At 45.3% G+C, this 24,723-nt stretch carries 16 protein-coding genes; 7 read left to right on the plus strand and 9 right to left on the minus strand.

Annotated features, from left to right (window positions below; genetic code table 11):
• Positions 1-100 precede the first annotated feature (100 nt).
• The 3 genes from AC1RR2_RS16385 to AC1RR2_RS16395 all read right to left on the minus strand — a co-directional run bounded on the left by AC1RR2_RS16385 (position 101) and on the right by AC1RR2_RS16395 (position 4,972).
• Positions 101-1,084: an aliphatic sulfonate ABC transporter substrate-binding protein gene (locus AC1RR2_RS16385; protein ID WP_493223344.1), complete on the minus strand. Its 984-nt coding sequence runs from the start codon at positions 1,082-1,084 to the stop codon at positions 101-103.
• 359 nt (positions 1,085-1,443) lie between these two features.
• Positions 1,444-3,096 (minus strand): methyl-accepting chemotaxis protein, encoded by a 1,653-nt coding sequence (locus AC1RR2_RS16390; protein WP_493223345.1) that lies wholly within the window; start codon positions 3,094-3,096, stop codon positions 1,444-1,446.
• Positions 3,097-3,184: 88 nt separating this feature from the next.
• The gene (locus AC1RR2_RS16395; protein WP_493223346.1) at positions 3,185-4,972 is read right to left on the minus strand and encodes a diguanylate cyclase domain-containing protein; all 1,788 of its coding nucleotides are present in this window, start codon (positions 4,970-4,972) and stop codon (positions 3,185-3,187) included.
• A gap of 933 nt (positions 4,973-5,905) precedes the next feature.
• Here AC1RR2_RS16395 and AC1RR2_RS16400 point away from each other — a divergent pair.
• On the plus strand, positions 5,906-6,685 hold the full coding sequence (locus AC1RR2_RS16400; RefSeq protein WP_493223347.1) for a helix-turn-helix domain-containing protein: 780 nt from the start codon (positions 5,906-5,908) through the stop codon (positions 6,683-6,685).
• Between the two features lie 4 nt (positions 6,686-6,689).
• Here the strand turns inward: AC1RR2_RS16400 and AC1RR2_RS16405 are convergent, their stop codons facing one another.
• The 3 genes from AC1RR2_RS16405 to AC1RR2_RS16415 form a co-directional block, all read right to left on the minus strand.
• The gene (locus AC1RR2_RS16405; protein WP_493223348.1) at positions 6,690-9,368 is read right to left on the minus strand and encodes a bifunctional acetate--CoA ligase family protein/GNAT family N-acetyltransferase; all 2,679 of its coding nucleotides are present in this window, start codon (positions 9,366-9,368) and stop codon (positions 6,690-6,692) included.
• 44 nt (positions 9,369-9,412) lie between these two features.
• Positions 9,413-10,348, minus strand: coding sequence for a histone deacetylase family protein (locus AC1RR2_RS16410; RefSeq protein WP_493223349.1), 936 nt, complete (start codon positions 10,346-10,348; stop codon positions 9,413-9,415).
• Between the two features lie 223 nt (positions 10,349-10,571).
• Positions 10,572-11,948, minus strand: coding sequence for a DUF3422 family protein (locus AC1RR2_RS16415; protein ID WP_493223350.1), 1,377 nt, complete (start codon positions 11,946-11,948; stop codon positions 10,572-10,574).
• 557 nt (positions 11,949-12,505) lie between these two features.
• Between AC1RR2_RS16415 and AC1RR2_RS16420 the strand changes: the two genes are divergently transcribed.
• Together AC1RR2_RS16420 and AC1RR2_RS16425 are read left to right on the plus strand one after the other, a co-directional pair.
• Positions 12,506-13,021: a peptidylprolyl isomerase gene (locus tag AC1RR2_RS16420; RefSeq protein ID WP_493223351.1), complete on the plus strand. Its 516-nt coding sequence runs from the start codon at positions 12,506-12,508 to the stop codon at positions 13,019-13,021.
• A 177-nt stretch (positions 13,022-13,198) separates the two neighbouring features.
• Positions 13,199-13,690: a GNAT family N-acetyltransferase gene (locus AC1RR2_RS16425; protein WP_493223352.1), complete on the plus strand. Its 492-nt coding sequence runs from the start codon at positions 13,199-13,201 to the stop codon at positions 13,688-13,690.
• 21 nt (positions 13,691-13,711) lie between these two features.
• Here AC1RR2_RS16425 and msrA read toward each other — a convergent pair whose 3' ends face one another.
• Positions 13,712-14,248 (minus strand): peptide-methionine (S)-S-oxide reductase MsrA, encoded by a 537-nt coding sequence (msrA, locus tag AC1RR2_RS16430; protein WP_493223353.1) that lies wholly within the window; start codon positions 14,246-14,248, stop codon positions 13,712-13,714.
• A gap of 199 nt (positions 14,249-14,447) precedes the next feature.
• Here msrA and AC1RR2_RS16435 point away from each other — a divergent pair, with 199 nt between their 5' ends.
• The 3 genes from AC1RR2_RS16435 (at position 14,448) to AC1RR2_RS16445 (ending at position 19,618) form a co-directional block, all read left to right on the plus strand.
• Complete coding sequence (locus AC1RR2_RS16435; RefSeq protein ID WP_423053810.1) at positions 14,448-15,803, plus strand: hypothetical protein; 1,356 nt, start codon at positions 14,448-14,450, stop codon at positions 15,801-15,803.
• 116 nt (positions 15,804-15,919) lie between these two features.
• Entirely contained in the window at positions 15,920-16,636 is a 717-nt protein-coding gene (locus tag AC1RR2_RS16440) for a hypothetical protein (RefSeq protein WP_493223354.1), read from the plus strand.
• Between the two features lie 153 nt (positions 16,637-16,789).
• Entirely contained in the window at positions 16,790-19,618 is a 2,829-nt protein-coding gene (locus AC1RR2_RS16445; protein ID WP_493223355.1) for an ATP-binding protein, read from the plus strand.
• Positions 19,619-19,742: 124 nt separating this feature from the next.
• Here AC1RR2_RS16445 and AC1RR2_RS16450 read toward each other — a convergent pair whose 3' ends face one another.
• A complete protein-coding gene (locus AC1RR2_RS16450; protein WP_493223356.1) occupies positions 19,743-20,942 on the minus strand; it encodes an acyltransferase family protein in 1,200 nt (399 codons plus the stop codon).
• Positions 20,943-21,078: 136 nt separating this feature from the next.
• The gene (locus AC1RR2_RS16455; RefSeq protein ID WP_493223357.1) at positions 21,079-23,043 is read right to left on the minus strand and encodes a tetratricopeptide repeat-containing diguanylate cyclase; all 1,965 of its coding nucleotides are present in this window, start codon (positions 23,041-23,043) and stop codon (positions 21,079-21,081) included.
• 281 nt (positions 23,044-23,324) lie between these two features.
• On the opposite strand from AC1RR2_RS16455, the gene AC1RR2_RS16460 reads away from it, so the two are divergent.
• Complete coding sequence (locus AC1RR2_RS16460) at positions 23,325-24,698, plus strand: DUF3667 domain-containing protein (RefSeq protein ID WP_493223358.1); 1,374 nt, start codon at positions 23,325-23,327, stop codon at positions 24,696-24,698.
• Positions 24,699-24,723 lie beyond the last annotated feature (25 nt).

The raw sequence follows: 24,723 nt of genomic DNA on the forward strand, positions 1-24,723 counted from the left end.
ACGGTCATTATCATTGCTCCATGCAATTGCGCAGTTTCCTGCAAAATGTCCGTTTACACAAAATTTTTTACACCCTCTATTCTTCCTGTTTTTTCTGTATTCATAGCCGGCCAGTCTTTAATAAACTCGACAATGTTGACGTGAGTGAGTCCACTTTTTCGCCTAAATTAACTTCGGTAGAAATAAGCAATTGCTGTTGCATCACAGCGCCCGAAGTCCGAAGAAAATTTAAATCGGAGGCACTAAATCTGACATTCTCCAACCGTATACGATTCAAAAAATTATCGACAACTACTTCATTAGCAAATCCATTTTTTCTGACGATTGAGCGCAATTCTTTAGGATTTTCAATAGAAAAAATACGAGCTTTTTCATATGAGGCAAGCAGTTGAAAAACATTATTTGGATAACGAATTAAGAAATCGTCCCTCACATTCAAAAAACCGGGACTATTAAATTCAGGATTGCGATAAAACAATCGTAATTTATCCTCAATTTCAGCTTTAGAGATATAAGGTTCAAGTCCAACCCATGCGTCGACAATTCCCAACTTTAATGCGCGCAATCCTTCCTCATGCGGCAAAAAATGCATACGTACCTTTTCAACTGGAATACTGTGTTGAAGCAAGGTGCGAATCAGAAAAAAATGCGGATCAGTTCCACGAGCAACAGCAATTCGTTTACCAATTAAATCTCTAGGAGTGGCGATTGGGGACCTTTTAGTAGTCAGCAATGCAGTCCATTCTGGTCTTGCAAATATACTGATTACTTTTATACCAACACCTTTCGAACGCGCCAGTAACGATGACGCTGCTGCAGTAGATCCAAAGTCGAGTGTCTCTAAATATAATCCCTCTACTGCTGCTTTGCTGGATGATGACTTGACCCAAGAAACTTTGATTTTTTGCTCTGACAACGCTTGTTCCAAATATCCTTTTTCTTTAAGCACCATACTTAAGGGATTATAGTCAGCATAATCAATTCTGATTTGTTGCAACTTTTCGTTTGCTTTACTTGATTCTCCCAAAAGAATAAGTAATACAAACAAGCTCAAACGAACGTTCAATATATTATTTAATGTCATTTTTTTGCAATACTAATAAACTGATCCTCCACAAAACACATGGATGATCTATTTGCTCGGTTGGTCAAACAATGAAATTTTAAACATCACCGAAGTGGCATATAGCATTTCAGAATTATGATTTGAACTTTCAAATTACGCGTCGTATCTAACCAGAAAACCGTCCACAAACAATCGCTATCAAAAGTAATTCATTTTCCGTTAAATATCACATAAGAAGTTAGTCACTTAATAGTCACTTAACGCTCCGAGCATAATGTAATTTGAATCTAGTTTAGAGGTCAAATGCAGAATTCGCATCGACACTATGCGTTATAAACATAGTCAATTAACGTCGTCATCATTACTACTTGTTTAAATTATGAATGCCTAACTGTTAGCATATTTTTTGTATTGGCCATAGATCGACCTGATCGTGGAAGTGCTTTAATAATTGAAGATTGATGATGAATTGGGTCCAGCTTAAAAACAGACACTGCGTGTACTAAATCTTGAGCTTGCGTCAGCAATTTATTTGTGGCACCCGACATTTCTGCAACAAGCTCTGTATTTTGTTGCGTTCCTTGCTCCATCTTGAGCACAGCGTCACCTACATGCGCAACACCAATTGCTTGCTCTCTACTTGCAATACTGATTTCCGACAAAATATCTGTAACACGATTAATTGAGCTGACAACATCTCCCATCGTGTTACCTGCCTGATCAGCTAAATTCGCTCCTTGCTCTACTCGCTCAACACTCGCATGAATCAATGCCTTGATTTGTTTGGCCGCTTCGGCAGATCGTCCTGCAAGACTTCTAACCTCAGATGCGACGACCGCAAAACCACGCCCTTGCTCACCTGCGCGTGCGGCTTCAACTGCTGCGTTTAAAGCAAGGATGTTCGTTTGAAACGCAATTCCATCAATGACTCCGATAATGTCTGAAATTTGCTTACTAGATTCACTAATTTTACGCATTGTGTGTACAACTTCGGAAACGACTTGTCCGCCCTGTTCTGCTACATTTGAAGCATTTTTCGCGAGTATGTTTGCTTGTGACGTATTGTTAGCAGTCTGCTGCACCGTTGAAGATAACTCTTCCATGCTAGTGGCAGTTTCTTCCAGTGCCTTCGCTTGAGACTCGGTGCGGTAGGATAGATTTTGATTTCCTTTTGCGATCTCGGAGCTGGCAGTTGAGACTAAATCAGAACTTTTACGAACTGCACCAACTACACGTACTAAATTCTCTTGCATCGATTTTATTGACTGCAGCAATCTTCCTAATTCGTCTTTACTTGTTATCTGAATAGGTTCAGTTAAATCGCCTTGTTCAACGCATGTTATTACTTCGATCGCTTGATGAAGAGGCGTAATAATTGCTCGAAGGATTAAATAGGCGGCTCCAACAGCGATCAAAATAATGACGGTACATCCCAATATGAGTCGCCATTTTTTAGTTGTGAAAATTACTTGAGCTTCGCGGACAGATCTTTCAGAGCGAGTGGCCGTCAGGGTATTGTAGCTATCGGTTGCTTTGATCAAAGCCGCCAACAGTGGACGACACTCATTATTCATCTTAGCTATTGCAGCATCATTTTGTTTTTTTAGCACCAAATTAACGATCTCAAGTGCAACGGGTTCGTAAAGTTGCTCAACTTTGACTATCGCATCAATTTTATCTTTTACTTCAATAGGGACATTTGAGTGCATAGCTAACGTTTGGAGTTTAGTTAGGTTTTTTCGAACGTCGTCTACTGCCCGCATGACAGTCGTTTTTTCAATTTCTGCGTCTTCTGGCTTTGTTACTAAAACGAGATTACGCGCTGCGATTGCTCTTAGATCTACTGCCTCTCTCAAAATATGTGCCGTAGTCGCACGTTCATTGATACCATGCACATAATTATCGAATCGTTCGTTCTCCGCTGTCATTTCTTTGATAACGAGTACACAGATCAATGCAATTAGGATAATAATTAATCCAAATACTGCAATCAATTTAGAACGGACACTCATGTTTTTCCACGCATTCATTCACTTCTCCTAGCTGCATTTCTATACGAAAAAATATAGAGTTATTTATTGTTTTTTTAAGGGATTATGTTTCCCAAAGTTCTATCTACTATGATTCTCTAAAAATTTTAAACCCATTTTTCCCTGCTGATTTTGCCTGATACATTGCATGATCGGCTTGTTTTAGTAGATCACTGTAAGTACAGCTTTGACCTTCATAAATCGCGGCACCAATACTGGCACTACAAGTATGCATGATGTCGAAAACTTGAAATGGGTGTTTGAAATTCACAATGATTTTTTGCGCTACAGTCTCTACCCAAGTTAGAGAGTCTTGGCCATTTGATCGACTACAATTCAATATAATGACGAACTCGTCGCCCCCTAGTCGAGCTACCGTGTCAGATTCTCGAACACAATCGGTCAAACGTTGAGCAGCTTGCGTTAATAATTCGTCGCCGGCCTCATGTCCCTGAGTATCATTGAGATTTTTAAAATTATCCAAATCCAAAAACAACACAGCAAAATTAGATTGATCTCTGGACGCTTTTGCCAAGGTTAAACGTAGCCGGTCTTGAAAAAGACGACGATTTGGCAGGCCAGTAAGTACATCATAAAATGCGAGTCGCTGAATTTCGGCTTCTGCCGCCTTGGCTTTAGAAATATCTCTTGCGATCTTTGATGCGCCGATTACTTTGCCATTAAAATCATAGACTGGCGAGATGGTGACTGATACATCGATCAAATGACCGTCTTTATGTAGTCGCTGTGTTTCAAAATGATCGACTTTTTCACCATTCGCAATGCGCGCTAGAATCTCTGGCTCTTCATGTAATCGATCTTCAGGAATGATAGTTTGCATTGATTGGCCTATCATTTCCTGTGCCGAAAAACCAAATATTTTTTCAGCTCCTTGATTCCAGCTGGCCACAATGCCTTTTGTCGTTTTACTGAGAATCGCATCGTCGGATGAATCAACAATTGATTTAAAATGAGTCAAGTCAAGCTGAGCAAGTTTTCGTTGTGACTGCGCTATCCATCCAATCACACTATCTTTGTTCTCTGCGCTTAACGAAATCTGAGTTAAGAAATCGCCTCGACCCAACCTAGTTATCGTTTTTTGTAAATCTGAAATGGGGCATCCAATAATGATCAGAAGTTGTTCGCGTAGCTTTAAGATGAGAAATACTAACAAACCTCCAAACACAAATAGCGATGCAATCACTATTTTTAATCGTGTATATGCTACATCAACAGCTTGCTGCGTCCGTTCAATAATCATGCGTTCGGTTTCTACAATTGGTCGCATAATTTCGGCTTTCATTGATAGAAATTTCTCGCCGAATACTATCCGTAACGCCTGCTCTCGTTTAGCTGGATCAGTTGGCGAATCTTCTTCGACCAAGCGCATTGCTTCGTTTTCTATTGATACCAATTGATCAGACACAGCTTTTGATCTTGAGAGATTTTTTAGCTCTGCGGCAGTAACACCTGCTCTACCCATTAACTCGAGTAAAGGGATTTGTTCGCCTTGTTGCTCGCGTTGAATAATATTGTGTTCGGGTGCTGATGTTTTAAAATCCCAATAGGCAAGATTATAGTTTTTTGGTCTTGGGCGTCTTCCATCTCTAATATCAACGACCGCACGAAATTGTTCTTTGAAGATAGGATTACCTGTTGCGACATAGGTGCGCACAAGCCTTGTCAAGTCATTTGAAGATTGACGCAATTCTTCGGCAAGTGCGATTGCTACAGATCTGTTTGACAGTTCTTCTTCGTAGCGCCTTTGTTCGTAGACTAATACTATAAAACTAATGCCAAGAGAAAAAACAATACCCAGCATAAGATAACGGTAAAAATTAAAGCGCGAATACTGATTATCAAAGAGCTTTGACAATTTTCATTTCCTTCAAATGAATTGCCCCTAATTTAGTAGGCAAAACCTTCCTCGACTTGAGAACAAATATTCGTTAAGGTATCAGCGTAATCAGCAAATGTAACTAGCACTTTGGTGCTATATGTATTTTAAAAGCCTCCCTCAATCAACGCGATTACATCTCCTCCTGCTCGAAAGGCAGTGAGCTAACTAAACACGGTTGTTAAATTCTCGAAAGTCCAAAATTTTAAACTAGTGAGAAAAAGAAATTAGCGAATGCAATTCTCACGTTCAAGCATGACCTACCAACGGCAGACGGCACCAAACGACGAAATCATTACGGCTTTGCCTGAATTTGCAGAACAATTTCCGAAATGGGGATTTGGCAAATACTTTCAGTTAGTAGGTCGAAGCGCCCATCCGCATCAACTGACCACAAACCAGTTCCACCGACGAGCGCTGTGTTTATTTCGTACCAAATACAAGCATCAAAACGTCCAAGCTCTCCATGTCTTATCAGAGCTATCTAAAAACTTCACATTGCAATACTTTAGGCACAAAAATTGCTCCACAACAATTCAGGGAAATTTAACTTTCACAAGTGTAAATTTGAAAAACCTTACACGTAAATTCAAGAATACCTCGTTAAATTACACGGCCAAAAATGCGCCGTCAGAGCACAAATAGCACCGTAGGCGCGCCTAATGGAAAATTTGGGATTATGCCTCTGGCATTTGCGTATCACAGTCTATGTAGTACTATTTTTAGCAAACCTCGATAAAAACAGGACTTAGGCAAAATTGCGTTGGCGAGGGCCTAGTGTGAAATTCAAGCACCCCTTGCTTGCTCAGGTAGCAGAACTCGTGCTCGTGTTGTCGCACTTTGCAAGTGAACACAACAACGCCAGTGCTTGTTTTGCGAAAGTCCTAAACATGTGAACAACGCAGAGACACTATGACAAAAGCTTCCACATTAGTAGATGTATTGCGCCGGGAATTAAAAGCTAGACGTATCACTTACCAGGAGCTTGCCAGACGGATATCGGTCTCAGAATCTAGTGTAAAGCGTATGTTTTCTAACCGGAATCTGACTTTACAAAAGCTTGATCAGATTCTCGACGCAACCGAAATCAGCTTACACGATCTGACCTCACGCAGTTACGAGGAGTCTATGGTCGAACAACTAAGCTACGAGCAAGAAGAGGAATTAATTCGCGACCGGAAAAAATTTATCGTCGCGGTCTCGGCAATGAATTTTCTGACAGTGCAGCAAATCACCACAATTTACGACATTAGCCATACTGAAGTAATAGCCTATTTAGTGCAACTCGACCATTTAGGCATTTTGGAATTGCTTCCGAATAATCGGATTAAACTTCTACTGTCGCGCAGTTTTCGTTGGCTACCCAATGGTCCGATTCAACAACTGCATCGCCAAGAATCGTTCGCTGATTTCTTAAATTCTAACTTCAGTGACAAACACGACTTCATGCAATTCGTTAACGTACTGCTTTCTAAGCAGTCGAGCGCGATCTTACTCGCACGTCTAAAGCAATTAGCACATGACATCACGGATCAACATCAAATTGACGCTGCCATTCCGTTCGAAGATAAGCATAGAATGAGTTTTATGCTATCAGCCAGACCTTGGATACCTGAGTACTTTCAAGCTCTGGTGCGGCCTGAATACATCGCCAACTATCAAGCCCAAAAATTAAAAAAGGCAGATAAATAAGCCTCTACAAGGCCTTCACACACAAACGAAAATCGGGATCTTCTTCGTATTTTTTGACTTCAAATTCAAGACTACGCATCAGCCTGATCATATTGTGATTATTGTTCAACACCAGACCTTCGATGTAGGCGAGACCCCGACTGCGCGCCACCTCCATGATAGACAACATCATGCGCGAGCCCAATCCCTGTCCGGCAAAATCATCGGCAATCAATAAAGAAAACTCGCAGGTACTTTTATCGGGATTGGTCACATAACGCGATACACCGATGATCTTTTCGATGTCACTAAAACTGCCATCCTCGTTGGGGACTCGTTCTCGATAGATAGCGACTAATGCCATTTCTCTGTCGTAATCAATGAGCGTGAATTTTGCCAACATTCGATCCGACAATTCGCGCATCGAGGACACGAAACGGAAGTAACGGCTTTCGGGCGATAATTTTCTTACCAAATCCTGCAACATTTCCGCATCGTGCGGATGCAAAGGTCTGACCGTATATTTACGTCCATCGCGTAAAGGCCATTCCATTTCTTTATCGGAGGGATAAGGCGAAATCGCCAGATGCTCGTAATTGCCAGGTTCCGCCGGAGAATGCTGAACCACGATGCGCGCATCTACCACCAAAGCGCCGTCACTATCAACGATCACCGGATTGATATCCATCTCACGTAATTGCGGTAAGGCGCACACCATTTCAGAAATACGCAACAATATCTGCTCCAGCGCCTCACGATTAACCGCTGCCGCACCACGCCAGGCTCCGAGCAAATCGACGCTGCGTACCCGCTCTATCAGACGATGGGCCAAGAATTGATTTAAGGGCGGCAATTCGATCGCCCTGTCCGCGATCAACTCTATCATCACGCCACCAACGCCAAACGAGATCACAGGGCCAAATAATTCGTCGGTGGTGATGCCGATAAAAAGCTCGCGTCCAAATGGTTTGCCCGACATATTTTGCACCGTGACACCATTAATCTTCGCATCGGGGCATAGCTGCGCCACCCTTGCCATCATGTCTTGCCAACCATCACGTACGCCTGCTGCATTCGCTATATTTAAGACCACACCCTGCACATCGGATTTGTGAAGAATATCTACAGAATCGACTTTTAATGCCACCGGATAGGTCAATTGATTTGCCACCAACATCGCTTCGGTTGCGCTGCGCGCCAGGATGGTTTTTGTGACCGGAATATGGAAGGCAGAAAGCAAGGCCTTAGATTCCATCTCCGTTAAGACTTTGCGCCGCTCTGCCAGCACACTTTCTATCAAGATACGCGCGCCTTCTAAGTCAGGTTTGGCCAATTGTGAAAGCGGCGGTGGTACCTGACGTAGCAATTGTTGGTTGCGATGGAAAAGCGAGACATGGTTAAAGGCATCGACTGCCGCTTCCGGTGTACGAAAACTCGGTATGCCGGCCTTAAACAAAATCGTTCTCGCGGCAGTAACTTTTTCATCGCCCATCCAACAACTGATCAAAGGCTTACCAACGGTCGCTTGCAAGTCAGCTAAAGCTTGCGCAATAGCGCCGGTATCGACGCCGGCGATCGGCGACAAAATGACCAAGATGCCGTCTATTTGCAAACTATGAGCACAGGCCGTAACCGCAGCACGATAATGCTCAGCGTCAGCATCTTGTGACAAATCTATCAGTTCATCTATGACGGAAAATGGGGAGATTTTTTTTGCTAATTCTTTCACCACATCAGCGGGTAATTTTGCTAATTCCAAACCCACTTCGTTCACATGGTCGGCCGCCAAAACTGCGGGGCCACCGCCGTTTGAAATCACGGCAAGACGCCGCCCCATAGGTAAATAACGAGCAGACAGACATTTTGCCGCGGCGAATAACTGCACCATAGAATGCACCCGTACCGCACCAGCACGCTGCAATGCCGCATCAAAAATCGCGTCGCTACCAACGATATTGCCAGAATGCGTCAACGCCGCTTTTGAGCCCTCTGGCTTGCGCCCCGCCTTTAATACGATCACCGGTTTCGAGTTGGCTGCAGCGCGCAAGGAGCTCATGAATCGACGCGCATTATTAATACCTTCCATATAGACCACAATGGTTTGTGTATTCGCATCGTCGGCCAGATAGTCAAGTACTTGTGCCAGATCGACTGAGGTATTCATACCCAGGGACACCACAGCGGAAAAACCCACGCCATTCTTCCCCGCCCAATCCAGAATCGAAGTGGTTAAGGCACCCGACTGCGACACCACAGCCAGAGCACCGGGCTGCGCTAATTTACCCAGTGCGCTGGCATTCAGATGCAATTTAGGACATTGAAATCCAAAGCTATTCGGCCCCAATAAATACAGGCCATGTTCTTTAGCGATCGCATGAATTTTTTTAGCTAGTTCGGCATCAACACCGATTGATAAAATCAACGCAGCGCGGCATTGAATACGGCCAGCCACTTCTAACGCAGCCGCCAATTGATCGATAGGCAGGGCAATAATCGCCAGATCAGCCCGCGATGCGGCGAGATCACCGAGTGTGCCTTTCATCGCGATATCCAGATAGGTGATTTTGCCCTGGTATTCTTTACTTTCTAAATGCTGTAACAACACCCGCGACATCGGTGTGAGTTTTTCAGACTGCTCACGATTACCGCCAAACACCACAATAGAGCGTGGCGCAAACAAGGACGCAAGATAGTGCTTATTCATAAGGCTTCCTGTATTGAATGACGCAACAAAAAAGTAAATTGAGACTAGTCCGCACCGATTAGCACACGCACATGCGCTGCCGCACTACGACCCAACGAAGACAAATCGTATCCACCTTCCAGACAAGATACGATACGACCTTGCGCATGGCGCTGCGCTACTTGCACGATCTGCTTGGTGACCCATTCATAGTCAGCTTCGACCAGAGCCAGGTTGCCCATATCATCTTCACGATGCCCATCGAAACCTGCAGAAATAAAAATCATCTCCGGTTGAAATTTTTCTAAAGCCGGCAGCCAGACATCGGTCACCGCCCGCCGAAAAACATCACCACCAGAACGTGTCGGCAAAGCCACATTGACCATATTCGGCCCCATAGGCACATCACCACAAAATGGATAGAGATTTTTTTCAAAAATGGAGCACATCAAGACACGTGGATCATCGAACAAAATATCTTCACTACCATTACCGTGATGCACATCAAAATCGATCAAGGCAATCCGTTCTATTCCGTGATGCGCTATTGCATGGCGTATCCCGACCACGACATTATTAAAGAAGCAGAAACCACCGGCATTACTACGTTCCGCATGATGACCGGGAGGACGAATATTACAAAACGCAACTGGTGCTTGTCCGCTTGCGACCAGATTCGAAGCCAGCACCGCAGCACCCGCTGCGCGTAACGCAGCTTGGTAAGAAAATTCATTGATATTGGTATCAGGATCAATTTGCACGTGCCGCCCTGAGGGCACACGCTGCGCAATTTCGGCAAATTCCTTGAGATAGCTGACACTATGTGCGCGGGCTAATTGTTCCGTCGTCGCCAATGGCGCATCAAGCTGATCCATGTAGTCGAGCAGCCCCTTCATCAAGAGTTGATCGTTCACCGCGCCCAAACGTTCCGGGCATTCAGGATGATGATTGCCCATGTCATGTTTTTGGCAATCGGTATGCGTGATATAGGCGGCTAACAAGACGGCGACTCCTGAATGTAAACGGAACAGACTGAACTAAGCTGATTGATTCTAGACCCATGCGTGCATGCAGTAAAGCAAGACTCGCCCGGATTTGTGCTCGATCAAACGATGGCCGTCATGACTCTCAAAAACCTGGCGGAACGAAGCTGGCGCCCGGATTAAAAAAAAGCGCTTACAAAAGACGGCGCACGTGACACGCTCTTAGAAAATGAAAGCCATACTAAGGTCCCAATTTTTTACTGGTATGGATAGATTTATGCATACGTCGCAGACCCAGCCAAACGGCACCCAAGACCAAGGGCACAGCAATACCGACAGCAGTTTCGGTATGGGCAATCCAGCCAAATTCTTTTGCCGCTTTCGCCACGTAACCAAATAAACCAATCACATAGTAGGAAATCGCCGCGACCGACAAGCCTTCTACCGCCTGTTGCAAATGTAATTGCTGGGCAGCGCGGGCATTCAAAGATTGTAGAATTTTTCGATTCTGCATTTCCTGCACGATACCGACCCTCGTTCGCAACAAATCATTGCTATTAGCAATACGGCGCGCCAAGGCTTCCTGACGATTCGCCACCGCATCACAGGTATTCATGGCGGGCGTTAATCGTCTATCCATAAACTCGGCCACCATGGGCAAGCCCTCTATGCGTTGTTCGCGCAACTCCTCAATGCGAGCGTGCACTAAACCAAAATAAGCCTTAGATGCAGAGAATCGATAGTTATTTTCGAGCGAGAGTTTTTCTATACGCGCAGCCAGATGGGTGATTTTTTCCAGCAGATGTCGTTCGGAGTCACTCTCCTTGTCCAAGCCTTGTTCGCTCAAAGCGTGATCCGCTTCCACCATAGTGCTAGCCAAATCGACCAAAGCACTTTCTATCGCATTGAGTTGTGGCGTTGTGCGCTGTGCAAAAGGCAATCCCAGCAGTGCCATCATGCGGTAGGTTTCTATCTCTAAAATACGCTGTGCCAAACGCCCGGCCTGTTGTGCCTGCATATCCACATCGCGAATCACAAAACGACTAAAGCCATCGGCCTGCACTACAAAGTCTGACCAAAATTCCCCACCTTGCATGACGCGGCTTCCGGCCAAAGCATGTCCTTGAAACAGCTGCCCCACCTCTTTAGCAAACGCTTCTTGAGACAAAGAACGATTATCTAAAATCAAATGCGCCGCGACTAATACTTTGCCTTGCAAGCTGTGCAACCATGCTTCGGGAATCCGCGTAATCGGCATCTGCGTCATACACGCTGCCAAGCTGCGCGCTTCGCTCTGTCCGTCAGGCTGATGCTGTGCGAAAGTATAGGTAGCAAATTCGGTATGACATTCCCATTTCAAACGAAATGGGCCAAAGTCAAAATAAAAATATTTGGCATCGAGTGCAGGTGGACTCACTCCAAAATGCGCGCACAGTGCCAACAACAAAGCATGCTGCTGTTCATGCGCAGAGGCACTGAGGTCGCTCTGCGGCTCTGGGTAGACAGCCAGATGCGACAGTAACTCGGGCGCATGCAATTTCAAAAACGGTCGCGAGTGAATTTCTGCCGCCAAAGGCACGCGCAGATGATGATTCAATTCAAAAAAATGCATAGACATAGTGAAGGCTCAGGAAGTTAAAAAATCTTTGCTGAAACAAAACGCACATTTTTCAATCCTAATGTGCTTGTAATTTGCCAACTCGTTTCAATCCATAGCTTAAGGTGTCTGCGCGCGGCGATGGCCGTGGCTGTCTTTTTGGGAGCTTGATAATCACCAAACGGGCTGTGATGAGCCGGATTCGAAAAATGATTGTAACAAAGATGTGTGAAACCGGTATGACCACTCGACAAAGCCGGACAATCACACGGAAACATTGTTACTTAAACGAAAGATAAAATAGCTAGCCGCAGAGACGCAGAGAGCGCAGAGAAAGACATGAATCAAGTTTTCTCTCTGCGTCCTCTGCGCCTCTGCGGCGAAGTTTTGTTGTGATTTTCCTCATGCAATTTCCCTATTGGGCAAAGCACGGTGCATAAAAAACAGAAATGACAAGCTATATATTGATCTAGCTGACAGTACCCCTGCCAGAAATCACCAGCAGGTACTGGTAAAATGCAGGTCTGTACAGCCAATTGCGTTCAGCAGGCGCTGCTTTTTACTTCAAAGAGGACACTATGACCCAACTCAAAGCCATCATGCAAACCAGCAAAGGCACGATCAACCTGAATTTATTTGCAGACAAAACCCCAGTGACTTGCGCTAGTTTTGTGAACTTGGCACAACATGGCTACTACGACGGTTTAAATTTCCATCGCGTTATCAACGATTTCATGATCCAAGGTGGGTGCCCAGACGGCACAGGCATGGGCGGCCCAGGCTACCGTTTCAAAGACGAGTGCACGAGCGAACTACGTCATGACAAAGCCGGTATTTTGTCTATGGCCAATGCGGGCCCTGGTACGAACGGCAGCCAATTTTTCATCACTCACGGTCCTACACCACATTTGAATGGCAAACACACGGTCTTCGGCGCAGTAGTCAGTGCTGACGACATGAAAGTAGTCAACAGTATCGTCAAGGGCGATGTGATCGAGAAGTTGACTATAGAGGGCAACACCGCTGATTTGTTGGCATCTCAAGCTGAATTGGTCGCAAAATGGAATGAAGTTTTAGATTCCCGCGCTGCGTAAATACGTTGAGTAGTTTGGGCAGCTAAGTTGGGCTGCCAAACTCAGAAGCATCATGAGCCCGGCAGACTTTGTCGGGCTTAGTTTAGAACAGCTGCAAGCCACACAAAAAATAAGCGTGCATTCTAATAGACTTCCGCGCTTACAACTCAACCCATACCAAAGAACGCATTGTTCCCAATGATAACAATACGCGCAGCTACACCCTCCGACTTCGAAAAAATCTGGCCCATATTTCACGAGATTGTTAGCGCTGGTGAGACTTACACTTATCCCAGCGACACCAGCAAGGAACAGGGATTTCAATTGTGGATGACCTTACCCAGACAGACTTTCGTCGCTGAAGAAAATGGTGAAATTTTAGGCACTTACTTTATCAAGACCAACCAAAGCGGTGGTGGTGATCATGTTTGCAATTGCGGTTATATGGTGTCATCACAAGCACGTGGACGTGGCTTGGCTAGTTTGATGTGCGCGCATTCACAAAACATCGCCAGAGGGTTGGGCTATCTGGCCATGCAGTTTAATTTTGTGGTATCGACGAATGAAGGCGCGGTGCGTTTATGGACGCGGTGCGGTTTCGACACCGTGGGCCGATTAGCTAAGGCATTTCGCCATCCTGTACATGGGCTGGTGGATGCCTTGGTCATGTATAAGTGGCTAGCTGATTAAAGTTGACTTCCCGTTTTCACACTAGATCAATTTATCCGCAAACATCTTACGTGCCTTCGCGACTTTCGGTGCCACCACAAATGAGCAATAGCCTTGCTGTGGATGCTGGCGGAAATAGTTTTGGTGGTAAGCCTCAGCCAAATAGAACTGCGGTGCCATGCTGAGCTCGGTGACGATGGGATCATCCCAAATACTGGTCATTTTTAGCATGATTTCTTGCGCAATGTGCTGCTGTTCAGCATCATGATAGTAAATGACTGAACGATATTGCGTACCACTATCAGCACCTTGACGATTGAGCGTAGTCGGGTCATGGATCGTGAAAAAAATCTCTAAAATGTCGGCGTAGCTAATCAACGCAGGGTCAAAGCGCAAACGCACGACTTCAGCATGTCCGGTCGTACCGGTGCAAATTTGCTCATAAGTCGGATTATGAGTTTTCCCACCGCAATAGCCGGATTCCACACTGTTAACCCCACGAATCTGTTGGAAAACTGCCTCGGTACACCAAAAACATCCGCCACCCAAGGTGGCAACTTGTTCAATTTGCGTTGTCATTATTTATCTCCAAACTATTCAAAATCAGGAACTTATCGACTTTTAGTCAATTTTCAGACCACATTCTTACACTATTTGCCTTAAAAGAAATATTTTGCTGTTTTTTGAGGATTCAATTATCAAGACAACGACACAATCTACGCTCTAAAGTAATTTTCTAACAATACTAAACCTCGGTTCAAGCGGGTAAAATGCGGTCATGCAAAATTTTGACGACGAATCCATAGTAAGAATAGAAGACGATTTATCCGATCAGAACGATTTAAGTCTCAAGTCTTACTTCAAATCCAGTTTAACTCCCGACGATGTTGTTGCCCTCGCCCCTTTGCGGCGCGCCCAGCCTATGCTGCAAGCGTTCACCGCATTATTCCACGGTGGCATCAACAGCGTCTTAATGCGCCTGCTGGTCTTGCGCGAATTGACTGCGGATGTCGATTCACCTTCGCTCAGTCGTGCCGATATTAATGCCAAACTCGGTTATCTGGAGCCAGAAGCGCTCGAAACTGTGCTAACGCGTCTGCGCAGCACCGGACTCTTGGTCTGGGATCCAAGTCAATCTGTGTATCGCATTGCACCGATGGCGCGCAATGTCTTAGCGGCGATTGAATCCCTGATTCAAGTTGAGCAGCAAGACGATCCGTCCGAAGTCAGCTATATGTTGACCCAAGTTGCGGGTGCACAAGCCGTCGGTGGTGTGTCGGTCGAACAATTACATCATTTACTCGGCCGCTTAATTGAATTGACCGAAGAATTTTCTGACGCGATTGCCTCAGGTTCAGAATTCCAACTCCGTACCGCGCAGCAAAAATGGCATACCGCCTGTGATTGGGTAGAAAAAGGCTCTCAGATTATTCATGCGATTACCAATGATAGCCGCGCTGACTCTGCAACACACCGGGCCGCACAGGCGATTGGTCGAGCGCAAAGTGCACTGCTGAATATGCAAGGCATGTTCTCACGCGCTTTGAATCAGATCGAACGTCAACGCGTGCATTTAGGTCAATCGGGTTTATCGACGACCGATATCAAGATGTGGTTACTGCAGCGTGAAGATCTCGCTTCGCTTGCCGATGGCGCTTTATCGCATCCAGTGACGCCGCATTTCATTACGCCGTCCGAAATGATAGACGTGGCAGAAAGCGAATTGCTCAGCCATCGCAACTCAGCGGTCTTGGGTGTATTACCGACCGGTGAAAATGCGCCATCGATTGCGAATGACAATAGTGAAGCTTTGTTAGAACTCGATCATTGGTTAGATTTGCTCGGCAAAATTGATGGCAAGTCCTATGATCCAGAGACCAAGAAACACAAGCCGCTACAAGATTATTTATTACCCGCCAGCTTTGCGATTGCCTCGTACCGCGCTTCGTTACTGCCGTTGATAGGTGATGCGAATGAAGCCTCGTTGCAAGGCGCAACGGCGATTTTGGCACGCTTGCCTTTGAGTTTTAACTCTAAAGACAAAATGCGCAAACTATCAGATCCACACATCGCGGCAATCTCGGTGGCTAGCTTGCTACCTTTGAATATGCCGCAGGATGATACCCATGAATAAGTTCCAAACCTCTCAACACAGAGACACAGAGATATGGAGAAAGACAAGAGAAACCTCTATGCCTTCTCTGTGCCTCTGTGTCTCTGTGGTTAATGGTTTTAAAAAAGAGATTTCCCATGACTGAAGACGCACAAATCCTTATCGCCCGTTTGTTGGCGCATCAGACTTTACGTCGTGAAGACAAGTTAGTAAAACGTGCTTTATCCGACGAAAATTTTCGCAGCGACGTTGACGCGCGCTTGAAAGCTTGCGGCATGAAATTTGTCGATAACGTGTATGCCGACCATGTGACGCTGGCATTGACACGTGATAGCGAATCGAAAGTATTCGGCACCAAAGACACCTGGCAGAACAATAATTTCGGCTTGGCACGCGATGGCGTCGCATTGCTGGTCGTACTGTGGTCGCTGATTATTTTGCCGAAACGCGAACGCCAAGAAGCGCATCAAATGGCGCAAGAAGACCAGAACGATATGTTCGGCAAAGAAAAACCTTTGCCACGCGCTGAAGACACCTCGATCGGCATTTCCTACCGCACCTTGCTCGCTGACTTTGGCGAAAAGCTGGGCAAGAAAACGCGTATGGATATGAATCTCGGGCAACTCTCGCGTTTAGGTTTTATCGAACGCAAAATGGATCTGATCATGGAAGGTCCCTTGCTCGATTTGCTGATGGATACCGATGCCTTAAAAGACCGCATCATCAATGGCGCACTATCGGATATTTTCCATATCCCCATGCCACGCACACCAGCGGTAATCGAAGCAGAGCGTTTGGCGGCCGAAGAAGCCGAAGCTTTAGTCGCAGAGTCAAGCAACCCAGAAAATAAATAGTAAAACCTCTCAACACAGAGGCACTGAGACACAGAGGAAAGTCGGAGAAAGTCAAAATCATTCCTCTTGTTTTTCTCCGTGTCTCTGTGCCTCTGTGTTGAGAGGTTTGAAAATCATCCAACGCTCGACGCAAATTTTCTAAAGAAGAACAAAATGTTTCACATCAAATCACTAGAACTGGTTCATTGGGATTACTGGCAACGGATTAAAAACATCCCGCTCGATGCCAAGATTATTACGATCGCCGGACAAAATGGTTCAGGCAAAACAACCCTGCTCGACGCATTGCGTACCTTGTTCGGTCTGGAATGCTCTATGGGACGTTCTTACAAACACTATGCACGCCACTCCGGTCAACAGACGGCATGGATACGCGCTGTGGTGGACAATAGCGCAGTTGGACCACAGATCTCGAACCGCCCTTTCCGCATGTCGGGCTTGTATGAAGATGAAGTCACGCTGTTCTGCAAAATCGAAAAAAACGGTGGTGACTGGAAACGTCAATACTTGATGCGCAGTGGCAAAATCGAGATTGAAGAGATACAGGAAGCCAACGATTGGTTGGGCGTCGAAACCTATCGCAAACGTTTATCCCATGCAGGTCTGTCTTCAGCGATGGGCAAAGTGCTGGCACTAGAGCAAGGTGAAACCGATAAGCTGTGCGAGTACGCGCCGCGTCAATTGCTCGACTTAGTGTTTCAAGTGTTCGGCGATAAAGAAGTTTTGGATGCCTACGACGATGCAAAGCGTCATCAGCGTGACACAGAATCTGAACTGCAACGCTTTGAAACAGAACTTGAAGGCGCCAAAACCAATCTGGAAGGCTTGCGCTTAAAAGTGGCGAACTTCCATCAATGGGAAAGTCTGAACAAAGAAAAACGTGATTTGCAGGAAGAGATTTTACCGACGCTGCAATATCACGAAGACTTAGAACGCGCTTCAGCAACCAGCCAAGCATTACGTGCCAGCAAACGTTATTTGAAGGCGCAAGACGAAGCCTTATCCGAACGCCGTCAAGCATTGGCACAACAAGCACAAAATCACAGCGAAGCCCAGCAAGCCGAAGCGGCATTAGAAGCTGAAGAATCCAACTTGCGCGAAAAACTCGCACAGGTCAATGCCAAGCTCAAACCGCAAGAAAGCTTACTCGAACAAAAAGCGCGTCTACAAAAACTGGCTGCTGAAGCCGATGCCGACATCGCGAACATCGCCGATGAGTTAGAGAAAAAAGAAGAAGAACTCGCGCAGCAAAAACAAGAACGTGATGCCTTGAGTCAGCGCATTGCCGCCGACATGGAAACCATCTCCGCGCTGCAAGGCAAGGCTACTCTGCCCGATCCAGAGAACGTGCGCCAGATGCGCCGTGCTTTGAACGAAGCGAATATCCCGCACAGCATGTTGCCTGAGATCGTCGAAGTTACCGACGCCAAATGGCAAGGTGCAGTCGAAGGTGTGTTGCGCGGTTATACCTCGGTGATTTTGCTCGACAATCCTAGTGACGCCAGTGCTGCCTATCGCATCGGTGAGAAGCAGCGCTATAGCCACTTCATCGTGCCGGATCGCGTCAATGCCCCGGTGGTGAAAGACGACAGTCTATTGTCCGTCGTTAGTTTCAACGCCAAAGCACCGGCCTGGCTGATAGAACAATTAGAACGCATAGAAACCGTCGATAGCATCGATATCGGCATGAAGCTGCACAAGTCACAAGAATGGATTACGCCGGATGCGTATCACTTCGAACGTCGCGGTGGCCGCTCTTTATTTGTTGAAGTATCGCGCTACCGTTTTGGGAATGCTGGTCGTACCCAACGTCTGGAAGCTTTGCAAAAAGCCCTGCCACGTTTGCAATCCCAAGAAGATCAACTCACGATCAAGATCAGCAAACTCGCTGGTGAAATTTCTTCTTACAAAGCACGTCTCGCTGGAGTCGATGCAGCCAAAGAATTAAGTGCTCGTCATGCAGAATTTGAAGAAGCCTCGCGCAATACGCAGCCATTGAAACAACAGCGTATTGAAGTCGGAACACGTCTCGGTGAGATCGCGCCTCTACTCAAAGCTGCAACTGAACAACGTACCGTCGCGCATCTCAAATGGGAACAAGCGAAAGCGGCCATTGCCGATGCAGAATCCCAACAACGGGTTTCAGAAAAGCGTCACGCAGAAGAGCGCAAAGCGCAATTCGAAACCCTGCGTAACATGCGCAACACATGGCATACGCTACCACTCAATTGGAAGCGCAGCTCGCATCGTAAAGAGCTGGTCGCGGAACATGAAAACGTACATCAAATCGAATTACGTTTGCGCAGCCTAGGAAATAACCTGGCACGCGATGATTGGGAAACGGATTCGACGGTCGTTGATCAATACACGCGTTTGAATAATTTGCTGCAAAACCGTCAGGCTGAAACCGACGAGCGTCGCTATCAAAACAATCGTGCGATGGAAGCGACTGTCAACGCTCGTGCCGCCTACATGGACAGACTGCGTTACACGATAAAAACCTATAGCAAGAACATCAAACAACTGGGCGAGTTGGCTGGCATCGAAGTCCACACCGATCCAGTCAAGCTAGAAAACGATGACGTGATGTTGTCACAAGCAGGCTTGCACGTACGCTTTAAGTTCGACGGCAAAGGCCCTATCGGCATGAACGATGGTGAAGCCTCTGGTGGTCAGCAGGTCATGAAATCATTGATCCTTTTGATTGGCCTCTTGAAATCCGAAGACGGCTCGGGCGGCTTTGTGTTTATCGATGAACCCTTCGCGCATTTGGATATCCGCAATATTCAATTGGTCGGTGAGTTCTTGAAAAACACCGATGCGCAATACCTGATGACCACGCCGTTGACGCATAACACTGACGTCTATGATCCTTCGGAACTTACCTTAATTACGAGTAAGAAGAAAAAAGATACGGAATGGGCGCAGCCGATTTTTGTATTACAACGCCGAGTTGAAAAACAAAAAGATGCACGAACATAGGTTTCAGAAATTGCTCTACCGAAAAAGTATTGGAGCTTGTTCGTCGCAAGCTCCATTTATAATCAAGCCTTAAGGCATAGGGCTCTTGCTCAATGCCGCGTTGGCGTCCATGCCTGACTAGACCTCATTTTTTGACTCCCGAGATCCATCTCCACCACAATCCGGTCTCGAATATTTTGCAAAACATATTTGCAAAGACAATTGAAAACCCAGTACCGACAAACACCAAAATTGCAAAATGTAAATGCATCAAATTGGTAGGTAAATGCATTTCCTCTATCAAATGATTCGTTATGGCCAAGACTGGAATATGAACCAAATAAAGTGAATAAGAAAAATGACCTATCTTGGTTAAAGCTTTGCCTTCCAATAATCGGCGAACCATGGAATGCGGTGCACGCCCAGCAAGCCATACCAAGCCAATACTTACCAATACTGCAAACACGATATCTATCGTTTGCGCTTGCTCGGCAAACCGGGTAGCACTGGCCGCATCCCGAATCGCATAGGTATTCATCAAAGACACAAACCAAACCAGGGCAGCAGCAAACAGAGGCAACAGAATCAACCATTGCTTACGGCGTCTTTGCATATGAGCTTCACCGAATGCTAGCCACGCAGCAAAAAGCCCAAATACGAATAAATAGAGAAAATAGGACGGTGTCATGATGGTCATATGCCAATTCGACACGAACTGAGGTGGATGATTTGCGACCCAGACGATAGCACTCGCCACAATGCAAGACAAAACAAAGGCGATCAATGCGCCAAACTTACGCAGAAAAAATACTAAGAGTGGGAAAAAGAAATACAGATGCCACTCAGTCGCGATACTCCAAAAAGGGCCATTGATGGCATTAAATTGCGGATAGAAGTCTTGCATCAATGAAAAATTAACTGCCAAAATTTCCCAAGAAATTGTCGGCGTCAATCCAATCGGATGTCTCCCCCAAGTACCAAGAGGGATAAAGAAATTGATCAATAAAATAAGGCAAAGAATAGCAAAGTAAGGTGGCAGAATACGCGTTGCCCTCGCCTTAAAGAAGCCCAGTACACCAGCCGACAATCGATTTTGGTTACGAAGCACCGGCAATGCTAGACAGAATCCTGACAACACCAGAAATACCACGACCCCTAAGTGCAGGTATAACAAGGCATTAATGGCTTTTGTCCAGATCGATTGGTGTGAATTCCATCCATAAGCAAATAAATGACAATGGCCCAACACCACCCAAAGAGCTGCCAGCGCGCGCAAACCATCTAGGAATGGCAAACGCGACTGAGCTCTAGATTGTGCCAGATCAACTTGAGATATTGATTTCATAAAAAGCGCCACTAAAATTGTCATTGCTTATATAGCAAAGCGCAGAACTGTAACAGTACCGCTCTTTATCGACAATAAAAAATCTTGGATATAGATAAAATTTAATCCCCAATAACCTATATCCAATACATACAAATCAAGGAGGAGCAGGCCCGACAATTTCCTTAAGTTGGATTTCTCCATTTGCAAGAGCATCTTCTAATTGCTCAAAGAATTTTGTATGTTCGCGTGCGTGAGAGACTATTTTTTCTATTCCAATTGCACGATTACGCCCTTTAGCTTTTGCCAGGTATAACGCCGCATCGGCGAATTTGATACTTTCCTCAAAGCTGACTTGCCTCGTCGAACGCCATTGCAAGGGCATCAAGACATAACCTATCGAAGCACTTAAGTGTATTTGTTGGCCGTCGAATTCCATGGGTAAGCTTCGCAGCTCAGTCAAAATGCGAGTTGCCATCATGCCCGCTTGTTGGGCATCACAGGCAAAACTACAAATCAAAAATTCTTCACCACCCCAACGCACGACGATGTCGCTATCACGCACAATCAATTGGATACGTCTGGCAATTTCAATCAAGGCAGCATCACCGGCAGGGTGTCCAAAATTGTCATTAATTTTCTTAAAATAATCAGCATCGATGATGAGCATGGCCGCGCTTTGGTTTTGAATTTTTTGCCATATTGCATTGCGATTTTCCATCACATAACGGCGATTGAATAATTGCGTCAACGGATCTTGAAATCTTTGTATATCTAATTCCTTATTTTCTATTTGCAACGCTGAATTACGTTGTCTTATTTGAATAAACAAACGCACCGACCAGGCAAGCGCCAGTAGCAAAAAAAGCGCCAGGAATACCCAGCGTTGTAGGCTCAATCGGTTCTTCTCGACCTCGGCTTGCAAGCTGAGATTTTCTTTGACACGTTCTTCTGTTTTAAGTAGTTCTCGTAATTCATTGGCAGCATGCCCACGGCTCTCTCTCTCAATGCGGGTACTCAAGTCTAGTTTTTGTTCCAATGCCGTGTAGGCTTGTTCAAAATAGCCATTTTTTGCGTATGCGCTCGCCATGCTTCCATAAAAATCACGCATCGCTACCTGATCATTTTCTTGTTGAAAAAACTTCGCAGCTTCATTAAATAGCTGTTGTGCTAGCTCTGGATTCTTGTTTTGTATGGCTAGCTGAGCCGCTGTCATTTTTGCGTAGCTATGTAAGGAGACGTCATTATGTTTCTGTGACCAAATTAAGAGGCGATTAATTTCCTTTTGAGCCTGATGAAAGTCACCTTGTGCATAAGCGATATCAGCATAATTACTCCAGACTATCGGTGGCACCGTATCTTCTTTCTGCTTGTAGGCTATGGCTTCTACTTCTCGGTACGCGCTAAGTGCTTCGTCGTAACGTTTTAGCGCAGCCAAAATGTAAGCACGATTTAGTAGGCTATCGGTATCTATGTATTCTGGCGAGATTTTTTTACGTAATGCGACGACTTCCTCAATATGGGTCAAGGCTTCTTCTTTATCACCATAGTCTACTTCCACCATTGCTAAACTACGCAAGGAAACCGCTTGCCTAAAAATATCATGATTAGCCCTAGCCACATCGATAGCCATCTTCGCCGCATCGATGGCATCACGCGCCCGACCTTGCCGGCTTGCTAGTGTCACGTATAAAGTACTGATCCAATAACGCAAGGTTGCAGCTTGGGAGTTTTTCACAAAGTGAAAAGCCCGCGCCAAACTCTGATCGCGTTTTTTCGTATCTACTTCGGCATACATTTGACACAATTCAATCGCCGCTTGCACCGACGTCTTGAAACCGTCTTCCGTCACTATGGATTTCAAGTTCTTTAAAATAGATTGATAGGCGGAGACTTGTTTCAGTTGTGTTGTTAAGTAGCAGCGGTAGGCGCTCAGCGTGGCAAAGTCTTTCAGGTTTTTACTTTGCGGTTCTATCTTCACTAATTGCGCTAAGACCTGACTATCATCATTTCCATATTGATCCGCGATTTTATCCATCGCTAGTTCAAAACTCGAGAACTGATCCTTACTAGCTGGAGCGACCAGATTTGCACTTTGCGCCTGAACATCAAAATTGCTCATTATGATAGCCAGCGCCAGGCAAATCGATAGCACCGTATCAATGCAGTGAACCAGCAATCTTTGTAGCTTAATTATCATCGGCTGTAGTCAGTGGAAGTGAAAATCCAGTGTATTCGCAGCATTTCCTCAAGGCAATACCAAACGATTATGATTTGAAAAATTATCCTCATCTCCCGCCACAACATCCATGTCAAGCTGCCTAGCTATTTTTTCCAAATACTTAGCTTGAGACTATTGAGCGAATGAGGCACAATCGCCACAACAAAAATATGAGGTAAGTCATGGGAATAGAAATGAGTGGTGCGGGAGAAACCCTAACGGATTTAGTCTTAATCAATGAAATGGGGCCAACTCAAAACGAAGGTGGCTCCAATCAAGATCCTAAGCACTGCGGCAATTGCGGGACACAGTTAACAGGAAAGTACTGTCATGCCTGCGGTCAGTCGGGTCACATACACCGCTCCTTAGCGCATATGTTTGAAGAAGTTTTACACGGTATCTTTCATTTTGATACCAAAGCATGGCGTACCATTCCGGCCTTGATTTTCAGACCCGGTCATTTGACGAAAGATTACATTGAGGGCAAACGGACTTCATATGTCTCGCCATTAGCGCTTTTTTTATTCCTGATTTTTTTGATGTTCTTTGTTTTTTCAGTGACGATGAAAGGACCTAGTGATGAGATTCTAAAAATTCCGGTTGTCCGTGAAAACATGGTCAAAAAATTGGAAACCAGTCAAGCCATGCTGCAAGAGCAATCGACTGCTTTAGCAAAACTGCCGCCTGGCAGCTCAGACGCGACTGATCTGAGACAAGAAATTCAAGAACTACAATCAGACATTCGAAAATTTCAAGATCGCCTAGATATTATTGATGGGAAAACCGTCGACCTTCAAGACGCGCAAAAACAGCTAGATGCCAATGAAAAAAATTTAGCTGAATTACGTGCGAAGGAGACCGCGTATGATGCACTCAGCACCGCGGAAAAATCAGCTTCTGAAGTTAAACCTTGGGAGCTTGCGCAAGAAATTCGTCATATTGAACGCGAAATTAAGTATTACAAAAAGCGTCTAGAACAAAACCAAATCGCAAAAGTTGAACAGACGCCTGAGCTCAATCCCAATCAATCAACACCAAAGAATGATAAAAAAGTTAGCTCGCCTACAACCAGCGCAGAGACTAATGCTCAAATAATCGAAGCTGATGGCAATCTTGACGCTGATTTATCAAAAATCCCCTTTATTGGAGAAGGCTTAGCGCATGCCGACAAAAATCGTGAGCTAACTTTCTATAAGATGAAAAAAAATGCGGCAAGCTCAGCTTTTTTATTGATGCCGATTTCCTTGCCATTCTTATGGTTGCTATTTGCCTTCAAACGAAAATATGTGATGTTTGATCATGCGGTATTTTCACTCTACTCATTATCTTTTATGTGTCTGCTGTTAATGTGTATCGCGGTTTTATCAAAATTTGATTTCACCGGGATAGCAGGCGTCTTATTTATGACGGTACCGCCCGTGCATATGTTTGTACAACTGAGGCATGCCTATAGTTTAGGTATCCTTGCTAGTTTGTGGCGCACGATAGCTTTACTCATGATTGCTTTCATCTCTTTGCTGATTTATGCCGCGGTGGTCACCCTCTTAAGTGCCTAATTTGAACACGGAGAAGCACTACAAA

This window comes from Undibacterium sp. GW821-FHT11H02 (assembly GCF_058808015.1).